This window comes from Paenibacillus lactis, from assembly GCF_017873605.1.
Classification (GTDB): Bacteria; Bacillota; Bacilli; order Paenibacillales; family Paenibacillaceae; genus Paenibacillus_AQ; species Paenibacillus_AQ lactis.
This window is the reverse complement of sequence record NZ_JAGGKI010000007.1, coordinates 22645-35395: the sequence shown is the minus strand read 5'-3', so window position 1 is coordinate 35395 and position 12751 is coordinate 22645. Positions and strand designations below refer to the sequence as shown.

At 49.0% G+C, this 12751-nt stretch carries 11 protein-coding genes; 3 read left to right on the top strand and 8 right to left on the bottom strand.

Features of this window, described 5'->3' with window-relative positions; translation table 11 throughout:
* Window positions 1–2 precede the first annotated feature (2 nt).
* From J2Z18_RS14645 to J2Z18_RS14635, 3 genes are all read left to right on the top strand, one after another.
* Window positions 3–1037, top strand: a complete 1035-nt coding sequence (locus tag J2Z18_RS14645; protein WP_007131804.1) for a DJ-1/PfpI family protein — start codon at window positions 3–5, stop codon at window positions 1035–1037.
* Window positions 1038–1091: 54 nt separating this feature from the next.
* Complete coding sequence (locus J2Z18_RS14640) at window positions 1092–1739, top strand: DUF2306 domain-containing protein (protein ID WP_007131803.1); 648 nt, start codon at window positions 1092–1094, stop codon at window positions 1737–1739.
* Between the two features lie 140 nt (window positions 1740–1879).
* On the top strand, window positions 1880–2674 hold the full coding sequence (locus tag J2Z18_RS14635) for a DJ-1/PfpI family protein (protein WP_007131802.1): 795 nt from the start codon (window positions 1880–1882) through the stop codon (window positions 2672–2674).
* A gap of 107 nt (window positions 2675–2781) precedes the next feature.
* Here the strand turns inward: J2Z18_RS14635 and J2Z18_RS14630 are convergent, their stop codons facing one another.
* The 8 genes from J2Z18_RS14630 to J2Z18_RS14595 form a co-directional block, all read right to left on the bottom strand.
* Window positions 2782–3426 carry an SDR family oxidoreductase gene (locus J2Z18_RS14630; RefSeq protein WP_210094878.1) on the bottom strand — a complete coding sequence of 215 codons (645 nt, stop codon included), beginning with the start codon at window positions 3424–3426 and terminating at the stop codon, window positions 2782–2784.
* A 261-nt stretch (window positions 3427–3687) separates the two neighbouring features.
* Window positions 3688–4296, bottom strand: a complete 609-nt coding sequence (locus J2Z18_RS14625; RefSeq protein WP_007131800.1) for a flavin reductase family protein — start codon at window positions 4294–4296, stop codon at window positions 3688–3690.
* The gene (locus J2Z18_RS14620) at window positions 4296–5249 is read right to left on the bottom strand and encodes a ring-cleaving dioxygenase (RefSeq protein WP_007131799.1); all 954 of its coding nucleotides are present in this window, start codon (window positions 5247–5249) and stop codon (window positions 4296–4298) included. Before J2Z18_RS14620 ends, J2Z18_RS14625 begins: the two co-directional genes overlap by 1 nt.
* Window positions 5250–5518: 269 nt before the next feature.
* Window positions 5519–6466, bottom strand: a complete 948-nt coding sequence (locus J2Z18_RS14615) for a DUF1835 domain-containing protein (RefSeq protein ID WP_232239409.1) — start codon at window positions 6464–6466, stop codon at window positions 5519–5521.
* 153 nt (window positions 6467–6619) lie between these two features.
* Window positions 6620–7792, bottom strand: coding sequence for an N-acetylglucosamine-6-phosphate deacetylase (nagA, locus tag J2Z18_RS14610; RefSeq protein WP_007131797.1), 1173 nt, complete (start codon window positions 7790–7792; stop codon window positions 6620–6622).
* A 149-nt stretch (window positions 7793–7941) separates the two neighbouring features.
* On the bottom strand, window positions 7942–8325 hold the full coding sequence (locus J2Z18_RS14605) for a hypothetical protein (RefSeq protein ID WP_007131796.1): 384 nt from the start codon (window positions 8323–8325) through the stop codon (window positions 7942–7944).
* Between the two features lie 247 nt (window positions 8326–8572).
* On the bottom strand, window positions 8573–9562 hold the full coding sequence (locus J2Z18_RS14600) for a helveticin J family class III bacteriocin (RefSeq protein WP_028406659.1): 990 nt from the start codon (window positions 9560–9562) through the stop codon (window positions 8573–8575).
* Window positions 9563–9934: 372 nt separating this feature from the next.
* A complete protein-coding gene (locus tag J2Z18_RS14595) occupies window positions 9935–12259 on the bottom strand; it encodes a M60 family metallopeptidase (RefSeq protein WP_244152768.1) in 2325 nt (774 codons plus the stop codon).
* Window positions 12260–12751 lie beyond the last annotated feature (492 nt).

Here is a 12751-nt window from a genome sequence, read left to right as displayed (position 1 = left end):
TTATGCTGCATGTTCAAATCGTGTTATTTGATGGCTTTGACCTTCTGGATGCCATTGCGCCATATGAGGTTTTCTGTGCAGCAGCCCTGTATGCTGAAGACGCGATAAACGTCGAATTGGTCACAGCCGAAGGGCCGCGTTCCGTCCCCAGCGGCATCAACGGGCTGACGATTGAGGCGAGCGCCACGCTCGACCCGAATCGCTCGGGGATCATCGTCGTTCCCGGTGCCTCGGGAAGCGTTGAAGGAGATGGCCCGGATACGGTTCCTGCTATTCTGAGCCGGGCGATGAATACAGATTTAACGGAGATGATTCGCCAGGCACTTGGCAACAAAGACATCGTTGTCGCCACGGTTTGCGGCGGTTCACTCGTGCTGGCCATGGGCGGGCTCTTGGAAGGCAGACCGGCGGTAACGAATCATCTGGGCCTGGATTTACTCGCTGCAACCGGGGCTGTTCCGATCTCCGCTCGCGTGGTGGATGACGGCAATCTGGTTACCGGCGGCGGCGTGACTTCCGGGCTTGACGTTGCGCTATACCTGCTGGAACGCGAGCTCGGACCGCGGATGGCCCACGCGGTAGAGCAGCTGTTCGAATTTGAACGGAGGGGAACCGTTTGGAAGGAATCCGGCGTGGGACCTCGCAATGGAAATAAACCGAAGGTCGGCGAACCGAGCTTCGACGCAGATCAAACGTCTATCCCCTACAACAAGCCGGATACCGATGCGGTACAGACCTCTGCCTTTGACGGCGATTGGGATGCGACCATTGCCACGCCCGTCGGAAAGCTCCAGGTCAAGCTCTCCATTTCTGCGAGTGAGGATCGGATCCGAGGCACGGCTACCCAAGGTGAGGAAACGGTCGAATTTTTGAATCCTGTGCTTCGAGACGGTCAGCTTGCCTGGTCGCTTCAAATCACGAAGCCGATGCGGTTGAATTTAAAATTCGAAGTTTCCGTCGATGGTGACCAAATGTTTGGCGTCGCCAAGGCGGGAATCCTGCCGGCATCCAAACTATCAGGAAGACGGGTTACATAGCCAGGTATGCGCGTATGGGTAACGAATTTTAGAGCCTCGGGGGTTGCGGTTGATATGAAGAAACGGAACACATTATACGGATTGTTGGCTAGTGCCAGCGTTCTATTTATTCTCTACGCCTTGGTGAAAAACTATATGATCGATCCTGAAGCGACGTCCTTCTTAAGCCATAAAACCGGGCTGAAGCGCGAGTTGAATCTGCCGGTCTGGCTGAACGTGATGTATGTGCATGTTGCTTTCGCATGTATTGCGATGGCGTCGGGGCTGGTGAACTTTTCAAAATGGATATTCGAGAAAAAGCGCCGATTCCATCGCATCAACGGTTATGTTTACATCGTATCCGTGCTTGTTGTCGTGTTGACCTCCGGTTACATGGCACCCTACGCCACCGGCGGAAAAATAAGCAGTATGGGCTTCAATGCCTTGAATATCATATGGCTGATAATTACGATTACCGCTCTCGTTCAAATCCGAAGGAAGCGGATCATCCGCCACCGGAATTGGATGATCCGAAGCTACGCCTTTTGTTTCACAAATCTGTTGATTCATCTTATAACTTCCCTCTTTCATCAGGGGTTTGGGTTCGTTTATGCCACGAGCTACACCATTGGCGTTTACGGCTCTATCGCGCTGCTGCTCGTGATTCCCAGCATCTTCATCCGAACCATCGGTCAATCGAAGGATGTTTCGTTCCCCTCCTAAACGAGGTATCGCTTTCCCCTCCATTTCACTGTGGATACTGGGTTGGGTACCCCTTCATTTTAGGAATCAATCAAATACTCAATGCCTGGCGGATATCATTCGCTGACGCCTTGGGCAAAACGAAAGGATGCAGGTTTATAATGAAAAAAATCTTTGGTTTACTCATGTCGTTTACCCTGCTGCTATCGCTTGTCGTCCCAACTGCAAGTGCAAATCCTGCAGAAAATCAAGATCTAGCAGCGGACAAAAATATCCATGTTCAAATCGTATTATTCGACGGTTTCGATTTGCTTGACGTTACCGGGCCTTATGAAGTGTTTGCTGCCGCAGAAATGTATACCGGCGGAAAAGTTACGGTGGAATTGGTATCTGCCGAAGGCAAGCGAGTGGTCCCGAGCGGATTGAATGGTCCCTCCCTTGAAGCGCAGGCTGCATTAGACCCAAAACGTTCGGGAATTATTGTGGTTCCTGGGGCTTCGGGTAAGCCTGCAGGACATTCGGATGATTCGATCCCCAATATTCTTAAGCAAGCCAAGGATACCGGCTTGACCCGTTTGATGAAACAAGCATTAAACAATAAGGAAGTGACGGTCGCAACGGTCTGTGGCGGTTCTCTGCTGCTTGCCATGGATGGTTTGCTGAAAGACCGGTATGCCGTCACCAATTCAATCGGCATGCCCGCGCTCGCAACTCTTGGTGCGAAAACGGTCGAGGCAAGAGTCGTTGAAGATGGGCCTCGCTTGGTGAGCGGTGGAGGAGTGACTTCCGGGCTAGACGTCGCCCTGTATTTAGTTGAACGAGAATTAGGGCCGCAAATCGCGAATGCGATTGAAAGATTATTCGAGTACGAACGGAGAGGAACGGTGTGGAAAGCGGAAGGTACGACGCCGATGAATTTTGGATCGAATGCCGGCGATGCTCCGGAGAAGAAATAAAACACGGCATTGCCTTCAAACGTCATTGAATCACGCAGGCACGGCAATCGTGCTTGTATGATTCACGCTTTGGGCTGAGGCTTACGCTTAAAAAGCACTTCGTTCCCCTATAAGGAACGAAGTGCTTCTTCAATTGGCGTGTCTCCACTAACCATGTCGAATGCCTTGCCGATGGTATGAGGATTTTCCAATGAAGCGACAATCGTAGATGCAACATCCTCCCGCGGAATGCTGCCGCGATCCAAATCAACCGCTACGGCGACCTTCCCGGTACCCCCTTCGTTCGTCAGCCGGCCTGGACGGATAATCGTATAATCCAGTCCGCTTTGCGTTAACCAAACATCCGCGTAATGTTTGGCCGCGCTGTAGTATGGTGCGCTCTCCATCCATTTTTCACGATGATGCACACCGATGGCGCTGACCATCACGAAACGACGTACGCCGGCTAGCTTGGCGGCTTCCATGGATTTAATGGCTCCGTCCAAATCGATCATCATGGTTTTATCCGCGCCCGTATGACCGCCGGATCCTGCGGTAAATACAATCGAATCAGCCTCTTTCGCCGCACGGGCGATATCCTCTATGCTTCCTTCAAGATCGACAAGGATCGTCCGGGCACCCTGTTCTTCGAACTTCGTTCGCTGCTCTTCCTTCCGCACCATCGCAATGGCGTGATGTGCCTTCGATGACTGAAGCTTACTGAAAACATGCTGGCCGATTTGGCCATTCGCTCCGATGATTAGTACCTTCATGGTTTTCGATCCTTCCTTTCTTTGCTTATGGTCCTTTATTAACCGCTTGAGTCTCGCATGAATGATATGTAGTGTTTACTTATAAGATACACTTAAACCTCGCGTGAAGCGAATACGTTACTCTCGTTCGATTATAAGGATGAAGTTAGCCTCTATAAAAACAAGAATGCATGGAGTCCCTAGACTCCATGCATTCTTTTTATACACCTTTGCAATTTCTCGAAGTGAGTGCCTCTTTCACTTCTTTATAGCGCCTCTTGTTTACTCCGGGCGCTCAATGGCAAAGATTTCTCCGATTTTGGCATAATGGTGGCCAGCCAGCCTGCTAACCGCCCTCAGACCAACGGGATCGATTCTTCCATTTTCATAAATATGATCCTGAATATGAAACTGCACGACCCTTCCGATGATAAAATCGCATCCGTTCTCACCACTCCCGTCGAACGCCAACGCTTGCTCCAACCTGCATTCCATGCGGATCTTGGCCTCCATGATCCCCGGAACGGTAATCTTAACGCTGTCAACGGGTGAAAATCCGGCCAATTGGACTTCACTCTGATCGGGAGGAAGCTTGGCGGTTGTTAAATTAACCTGATGTACATTGTCTTCATCCACAATATGAACGACAAACTCGCCTAGCGTCTTTATATTCCGGGCAGTGTCTTTCTCCATCCCTCCGGAACGCTGGATGGACAGCGAGATGAGCGGCGGGTCCGAAGATACGATATTGAAATAACTGAAAGGAGCGCCGTTTAATACGCCATCGTTCGAGAGCGTCGTAACCAATGCGATCGGTCTCGGGATAATGCTGCCGATCAGCAGCTTATAGTTTTCCCTTTCGGTCTGATTCGATGGATCGATGGACAGCATCAAGACTCGCCTCCCGCACTGGATTCCAGCTCTCTCACTTCGAACGGAAGCAATACTTTTTCGATTTCAGATCGGTGAGGCTCGTATTGCGACGGCAGCTTCAATTCTTTCCCCATCGATTCATGCGATTCGTCGTGCGCAAATCCAGGAGGATCCGTGGCGATTTCAAAGAGAATGCTCCCATGCTCTCTGAAATAAATCGCATTAAAGTAGTTACGGTCTTGCACCGGAGTTACCTGATAGCCCTGGTCCGCAATATATTGCTGCCACCGGAGCTGTTCCTCATCATCTTTAGCCCGCCATGCAATATGGTGAACCGTACCGACACCCAGCTGGCCGTAGCCAGCTCGTGAAAGTCTCAGATCAATCGTATTCCCAATATCCGCGGAGGAACGATACCGAGCAAGCTCTCCTTCTTGGCCGACATATTCCAGTCCCATGACGTGTTCCAACAGTTCGGCGGTTCTTTCCGGTCTCATAGAAAATAAGGTTGCCCCTCCAAAACCTTTAATCGCTACATCGGAAGTAACTCCGCCAAAATTCCAGGTATTGAGCTCACCTTCTTCTCGCTCCACGAGCTCGAGATGAAGGCCATGGGGATCATCAAACTGCAAATAAGTTTCTCCAAAGCGTTCACTCATCGCAAATGAAACATCATATTTCCGAAGGCGGTTCTGCCAGAATGACATCGCCCCCTTCGGAATCGCATAGGACGTGACCCCCACCTGTCCGCTGCCGATTTTGCCCTTGTAGGCGTCCGGCCATGGAAAGAATGTAATGATTGTGCCGGGTTTGCCGCCTTCGTTGCCGAAATAAAAATGGTACGTGCCCGGATCATCGAAATTGACCGTTTGTTTTACTAAGCGGAGCCCTAATACACCGGCATAAAAATCAACATTCTCTTGCGGATGCCCTACAATTGCAGTAATGTGATGGATTCCTGTTGTTTTCATTATTTATCGCTCCTCTGTTTGGTTGAGTGCCGGCAACGAAATTTGGCGAACCGGCTTTGTTAATGGATTATGGCTTCGCTTCAAACCAATTGGGTTGCAGGTCGCAATTCATTTGTCTTTATTTTAAGATATTTGTATTTGAGATTATTTTACGCACTTATCTGTATCCTGTCAATACACTTCGTGTTTTATTTATTGACATGGCTGCTGTGACCTGTTCGTTGATCACTCAACTAAGAAAGCAGCCTATGGGGCTGCTCCTTCACATTTCATGTATTCGAAAGACGTAATGAATATTGATGCGGGAACCCCGGTATTCCCTTGAACGTCAGGACACCATCGCTGGTTAACCTTAAGATTCTGTAAGTAATAAAAGAAATACTGATTCGCTGCCGTGAAACTTCAAGAACTCTGGCCATGACTTCACCTGCATGCACATAATCACCGGCTCCATGCATCCCTTGCAGATCGGTGACCGACTGGATAATCAGCGGATCCAGCTTGTCCTCCTCGCAGCCTCTTAGCTCTCCCGCCTCCCATAAACGAAGCCAATGGTTCTGTCCCGCCAACTCGATCCATTCGCCCTCATACCGCTTCCTGGTTTCCGAGTCCAGCGGGAAGCCCTCAGCATAGTCCCGAACGATTTCAACATAATTATCCCGGTCGATCAATGCCTGCGCATAAGGAGTTCCTCCTCCCTTCTGGTGAAAACCCAATTCTTGGGAAACCTTCGTCACATTAACGATACGTATCGGCTGTTTCCTGTCTTTCAACAGGTAGAGGGCGAATCGGAGCCCCGTTTGATCATGGGCATTATCGGCACACCAGATCACAACGGTTTTATGCTCGGGGATGGCCTTTAACTCCTTCATCAATTGCGCAATTTGGTGATCCCGGTTAATCGAGTCGAAGAAATAGTCATCCTGGACATGATTCATGAGCCAGCTTTGCCTGCGTTGCTGCCCTTCCGACGTGTCCAATTCCGCAATCGGGCCGACCGAAAACCAGTTATTAAATGCCAGTACTCGACTTTGTTGATGTTTACCAACCTTACTAAGGGCTACTTTCAATGAACCTGCATCCGATAGACTGAACACCACATGGACATGCGTCTGCAGCCTCTCGATTTCCATATGCTGCTCGTACGCAGCATTGATATGCTTGCCAAGCAGCCCGTATAACCGATCTGACGTCTTTTGATCATACGGCTCCTTCACTGCCGTATCATCCTGTTTCACAGAATGCAGCAAATTTCGGAGTATGGCTAGGTGTTCTCTTTTATGCAACGCCTTTAATTTTTCATCGAGCTTATCGATGGGAATCCCTCCTTTGTCAGTCACAACAAGTGTGAGCTTTCCTCAGCTGTTTTTCTATCGATGATTGCCGTCACTTTCCCTTTTAAAAATCATCTTCCCGCCAATCATCGTCCATTCGACTTCAAACTGGTCATCCAGCAATACCAGATCGGCATCCGCTCCTTCGGCGATGCGTCCTTTGTTGGTCAGCCCGAGCACATCCGCCGGCGTGGTGCTTGCCATCCTAACCGCATCTTGAAGCGGGATCCCCAATGTTACCGTATTTTTCAAAGCTTCGTTCATCGTAACGGTGCTTGAAGCCAATGTCCCATCCATTAATTGTGCAATCCCGTTTCGGACCGTTACCTGATGTCCGCCAAACACATACTCTCCATCCCCGAGCCCCATGGCCTGAAGCGCATCCGTAACGAGCACGATCCCGTCTGGCCCTTTCACACGATGCATGAGCCGGACGATGGCAGGATGAAGATGCACATTGTCTACAATGGCCTGCAAGCTTACCTTCTGCTCCTCCATCGCGGCAACGATAAGTCCCGGATCGCGGTGATGAATCGGCCGCATTCCATTAAAGCAATGCGTAATATGGCTGGCCCCGAGACGGAATGCCTCTTTGGCTTCCTCATACGTTGCATCCGAGTGGGCAATCGCAATAACGATACCTTTTTTATGTAAGAAAGAAACCAACTCCATACCCCCGGGCAGCTCGGGAGCAATCGTAACCATCTTCAGTAAGGAATCGGCTCGCTCGATGATGAGTCCCATTTCTGACAAATCCGGATGCCGCAGATGCGCTTCGTTCTGCATTCCTTTTCGCTTCACGTTTAAATATGGGCCCTCCGCATGGATACCGGCAATCATCGCTCCCTCTTCGTGCCCCGCAACCTGCTTCACCTTGTCGATCATGCGAAGAAGCGTTTCCAAATCAGATGTTACGGATGTCGCCAGGAACGAGGTGCAGCCGGTGGCCGCAGAGGTTTTGGAAACTTCTTGAATGCTTCTTGTCGTTCCGTCCATCATGTCATAGCCGTTCGCTCCGTGAATATGAACATCGATCATGCCGGGAATGAGCAGCTTCCCCTCCCCATCAATGATAATCGTCTCTCCCGTGATTTCCGGGGCTTCCCTCTTGATGGCATAAATGCGCCCTTTATCGATAAGCACTGATCCATTCTCGATGACTTGCTTATCGGTTGCTATTCGAGCATTAATAATTTGTACCGCTTCCATGTCAAACCCTCCCCTGCTATTAGCTCAGCATCCGTCTAACCAAGAAGATACATAGCGTATATTGTTGAGAATTCGAGGAATAGGCGCGCCGAATCCCATTCTTTATCGTGATTCACTCTCCGCACTTACGCAGCAAAAGCACTCAGCTTTCACTTCGGCTCATTCGGCTCGTCCAGACCCTCGAGTTCCGGCAGTCCAGCTTCGCGCCGCTTCTCAATAATGTAACGGACATACCATTCCGGATTCTCCGTGTTCTTCCGTACCGATGCGATCGTTCGCAGCCACACCTCGTTCCAGCTCTGCCCGTTGGACTTGATGTGCCCTCTTTTCTCCATCTCAATACTTCCGTCATAGGCAAGCGCGGCAGATTCACGCATCGCAGGTGTGTCCAGCAAGATGATGTTTCCATGCTCGTCACGCCTGCTCTCGATGCCCATATTCCCATCAAATTTGGATGCGATCCAACCCACCACCAGCACCAGGACCATGAACAAGACGACGACTCCAATAAGGACCCACAACCAAATACTCATCTCATTCCCCCCACCACGACCGGAACCATTTGTTCCCTACTACACCATTTTATACGCACTTCTGTTGTAAAAGGTATCCTCCCAACTAAAAAGACAAGAAAAAACTCCCGGAACGATATCCGGGAGTTTAAGCTGAGCGCCAGCAGCAGCCTATCATGAACTTCCTGCTGCGCCTGATCCGCATCTCCGTTCAGATGCCGGTTAACTTGCTCCATGCCTCTTTTTCGGAATAGCTGTATATCGGTTATTAAAATATGCTATCAGGAACGTAATAAATTTTCTGGGTATCCTTCTTATTTACCGGATCTGTAACGATCGTGAAATACACATTGCCGTTCTTGGTCTGGACGCCCTCGATTTCGCGGTTGCCCACATTTGTAATCTTCACCAGCGATTTATACGCCCCCGTGTTCGACATCATGGCAATTTGCGGCGTTTCCCCCTCCGCTCCGCCTGAGGTATAGATTTCGGTGCTGCCGAGCATGTCCACCCCTTGGAATGACCCGTTCGGTCTAATAATGGCACTGCCTGATTGGGTGAAGCTGGTCACGCAGGCGCTTACCGCTGCCGCGCTGTCCATTCGCACCATTTCATTGCTGTCAAGGAGCTTGTTCAATGCTACCGTGTCATAAATGGCCCAAGTCACAGTGCCTTCCTTCGTCTGTACGCGGAAGACCGTATGCGTGCTGTTTCCGCCGCCATCCACCCGGTAAGTATCACCTAATCTTGCACCCGTCTTATTGGCGTAGTTCATGTAGGTAAACCGGCGAAGATCCGTATAATCGACGGTTGTGCCTGGCGAATATTGAACTCTTGCTACCTGGAGCGACCAGTAATAGTCCGTGGATGGATCAGCTTTAGAGCTGAAATAAAAATAGTTCTCGCCATTGTACGTATACATATCCAGCGTCTGGCAATGGCCGGTATTGGTAATGGTCATTTTATCAACGAACGTAGCGTTATTTCCATCGATCAGCAATCTTGAAAGATAGCAATTTCCTCCCGACCGCTGCGTTACATAAATATATTTAGATGCGATGTAAGCTTTCTGCACCACCACATTGTGCTGCAGTCCTTTGAGATTGTAAGCGAGCGTTGCGGAGGCGTTCACGGTCTTCTCGGGGGTTGCCGCAAATGCAGGCAAAGCAGACATACTGAATATAAAAATGGCAAGCAGTGCAGAAGTGAGTGTCATTAACCGCCGTTTCAAATGGTTCCACGTTTGATTTCGTAGCATACGGATTACCTCCATCGTTATAATCTTATCCATGCACATGTCCCTACGACCGTGGTGCCTTTAATACACAAAACAACCGAAGTGCGCAATCTTCCTCCTTCCCTAATCGATAGGCAAGTGATGCCACCATTCAACCCCGACGCGATGGTCACCTCCTTTTTTAAAAGGAATGTTTGCAAGTTATTCTTCTATAATTTAACAAATATATGGGATTTTATCAAAGCTTTCATAGGAAGGCACGATATTTTCTATTTGGTCGATTCTCCCCATTTTTTTAGTAACTTCTATACCGTAAAAATCTAAAAAGCCGCGAACTTCGCGGCTTCAGACCTAACCTATGGATGAAACATCATGATGTTCAAAATTAGCGCACTATTCCCTGAGGAGCCACATTTCTTGCTGCGGTTGCGGCAGCTGCAATGCCTTTATTTTATCTTTCCCTTGATCGGTTAAACCGATCGCCCATTGGCTAAAAAACTGTGTCAGATCCTCGCCAGCTTCCCTCGAGGCAACCAATGCAAACGTGTCGACAGTATTCTGAATATCACTTTGCGGCATTTCTCTGTAAGCTTCGAAAATCCGGGTATAGAGGTCCCAGCCGTAAGAAAGCTGCAACTGCTTGAACATTACGAGTCTTTCGTAGTTTCCGATACTCCCGTATTTTTTGTCTGGATCGTCACTGCTTGCGAATGATATCGCCCGGTCGTAATAGTCCTGGCCATCGCTGCCGACCTTAAGCAATTCGGAAGGATTTCCGTATCTCTCCTGTGTATACAGGGAGAAAATATTTACGGTAACCTCACCAACATCGCCCCAAGTCCATGTCCGTTGCTGGTATTCATGCCCCAGCTCATGCCAGAACCCCCAGGCACTCGATCGGAGATAGTCAATATCGAGCAAATTGGGAGCATAGCTGAACGGAAGCATAATCGGATAACCCGCATGCATTGCACCTGAGGAAATTTGAACATCTGCCACGTATCGGCGGTTCATCTTATGAGCGGTGTGCGGCATAGCCCTCTCCGAGTGTAGTCCGACCAATTCATCATAGCTATCGTATATTTCATCCCAAGTCTGCATCAGCTCTTCAGGATTCGATACGTCACGGATCAGCTCAGAAGGAACGGTTAGCACGATTCTTTTACCCTGAAGTTCAGCAAACGGAACGCTAGGTGGCAGATTCCGTATCGCTTCCCATTGCTCCGCCGTCGTTTCTCCAAGCACGAAGCGGGGGGCTTCAACCGCACCGCTAATGCTGACTTTAACTTTTACACCTGGTTTAGACTTCAGTGGAATAAGATATATCAACCCACCATATGGACTGTTCACCTGATTTCTTCCGGGTGCCAGCTTTTGATGATTCACCACAAGAGGAGCACGTTCCCATTTGCTTGCCCCCCTCAGGTCGTCATCATGTGAACCGATTTGTACCGTCAAATGCTCGGCGCCTTCCGGCACTTCCAATGTTACGGCTTTTCCAGGAGGTGCATAAAGTCCTGTGCTAACCCAATTTTTCGAAGGGAGAGCATGTGTGTACATCATGTTGGGAAAGTCAAAATCCACCTCAACCTCCCGGTTATTCACTACGAACGCATCATCAGCGACTTTACCTGGAAATTGATCCGCATACGGTGATTTTTTATTGGATGGGTTCAACGTAAAATGGCTGAATTCGAATACGCGAAGTGCGTTCGTGTACGGAGCTTGAAATTTAGAGATTGGGAAAGTGGCCGAAGGCAATTTACTCGCCTCTAAGCTGGCCCAATCAAATAATTGTGATTCAGTCGATAATGTCTCGAGTGTTTCACTTAGAATCGTATACAGTAGCTCCCGCTTTTTGCTTTCAGTTGTTCCGGCTGGACCAATGTCGATGTCGTCATAAGTGATCGTTCCTGCTTCAACTGCTCTTCCTTGCTGAAAGCGGTTCATGAAGTGATGATTCAATGATTGTTCTGGGGTCAGCTTGGATTCATTGCCATTTGAGTCGGTGCCGCGGTTCATCAAAGTCAGGCCTGCACGGTTCATTAATTTTTGAATGGCGAAATCCCGACTCAGTCGTCCCCCTCGCAGATTGCCGACCTGCAGGACAATATGCTCAGGCGTATCGCGCGTAATTCCTTCAAGTACGCTGTTGTTTTCAGATACGATCACGCTGCCACCAAGACGTATATACTTATCCAGTGCTTCTAGATCGGAATCCTTCACCGAGCTGTCTACGTAAGCAACCGCATATTTTTGCGGGTTCAGATTCGCTGATTCCCAGCTGTCGCTTTTCACGAGCTCGATAGGAAGATCAGGAGATACCGTAAATGAATGAGAAGTAGTGATCAAGCTGATTTTCTTACCCGTTCCCCGTAAAGCATCCGCGTAGCGTCCCGTTATATCGTTGCCGCGGCCAGAATTCGTATGCGACTCGTCCGTTAGCCATAATAAAATATTTCGTGCTAGCGTGCTGCTAGTTTCATCTGCTTGCTCGGAAAGGTTAAAATATCGATCGCTCCCAGCCAGTAGAACTCGCCCTTTGCCATATCGTGATGCCGCGATTGCCGGGATGTTACCCGGAACGCTCACATTGAACGCATTGCCGCCAATTGCAGCTACCCCTCCGCCTGCAAAGTATGGAATCGCCGCCAAGTCCTTATATAACAGACTGAAGTCTTTGCGAATATCGTCTATTGAGGGCAAATCCGTCGTCAATGAAGTCGGACCACCCGAATGAAGGTGTTCCATAGTGACTCCAGACGGAGACCCGGTTACGTTAGATGAAGCCTCAGGACTTTCAGCATTTAGGGTTAACGGTGATATGGAGCTTATTACTAATGCAGAGCTGATAAGGGCTGCGATCTTCAAATTCCACTTTTTTGACAAATGATATCTTCCTTTTCAATTTTCAGGTTAATTTCCGATCATTTTGCTTGAGCTGGTAAATTTCGTGCGACCCAGTTCGGACTTGTACGTTATTCTACTTCCTTTCAGCTAAAGATATAAAATTTCGATTAAAGGTAACTTCGGATTAAATAATAAATATTCAACTCCTTCCCCTATGATTAGTTTGAAAAGGCGATCGATTACTTTGTCCAACTCCTTTTAGCTTGTAGCTGTGTCATTTCGCCCATCCTAAATATAGAACAACTTACGGGAATTGACCCACTGCCGATATTTAAGACCGGACTGTATTTTTTTCGGACA

Bases quoted from the DNA above. Each gene is read 5' to 3' on its own strand.
- nagA (WP_007131797.1), bottom strand. From the start codon at position 7,792: ATGGAAGCGGTACAAATTATTAATGCTCGAATAGCAACCGATAAGCAA.
- J2Z18_RS14620 (WP_007131799.1), bottom strand. From the start codon at position 5,249: ATGAAAACAACAGGAATCCATCACATTACTGCAATTGTAGGGCATCCG.
- J2Z18_RS14600 (WP_028406659.1), bottom strand. From the start codon at position 9,562: ATGCTACGAAATCAAACGTGGAACCATTTGAAACGGCGGTTAATGACA.
- J2Z18_RS14640 (WP_007131803.1), top strand. From the start codon at position 1,092: ATGAAGAAACGGAACACATTATACGGATTGTTGGCTAGTGCCAGCGTT.
- J2Z18_RS14645 (WP_007131804.1), top strand. From the start codon at position 3: ATGCTGCATGTTCAAATCGTGTTATTTGATGGCTTTGACCTTCTGGAT.
- J2Z18_RS14635 (WP_007131802.1), top strand. From the start codon at position 1,880: ATGAAAAAAATCTTTGGTTTACTCATGTCGTTTACCCTGCTGCTATCG.
- J2Z18_RS14625 (WP_007131800.1), bottom strand. From the start codon at position 4,296: ATGCTGTCCATCGATCCATCGAATCAGACCGAAAGGGAAAACTATAAG.
- J2Z18_RS14630 (WP_210094878.1), bottom strand. From the start codon at position 3,426: ATGAAGGTACTAATCATCGGAGCGAATGGCCAAATCGGCCAGCATGTT.
- J2Z18_RS14605 (WP_007131796.1), bottom strand. From the start codon at position 8,325: ATGAGTATTTGGTTGTGGGTCCTTATTGGAGTCGTCGTCTTGTTCATG.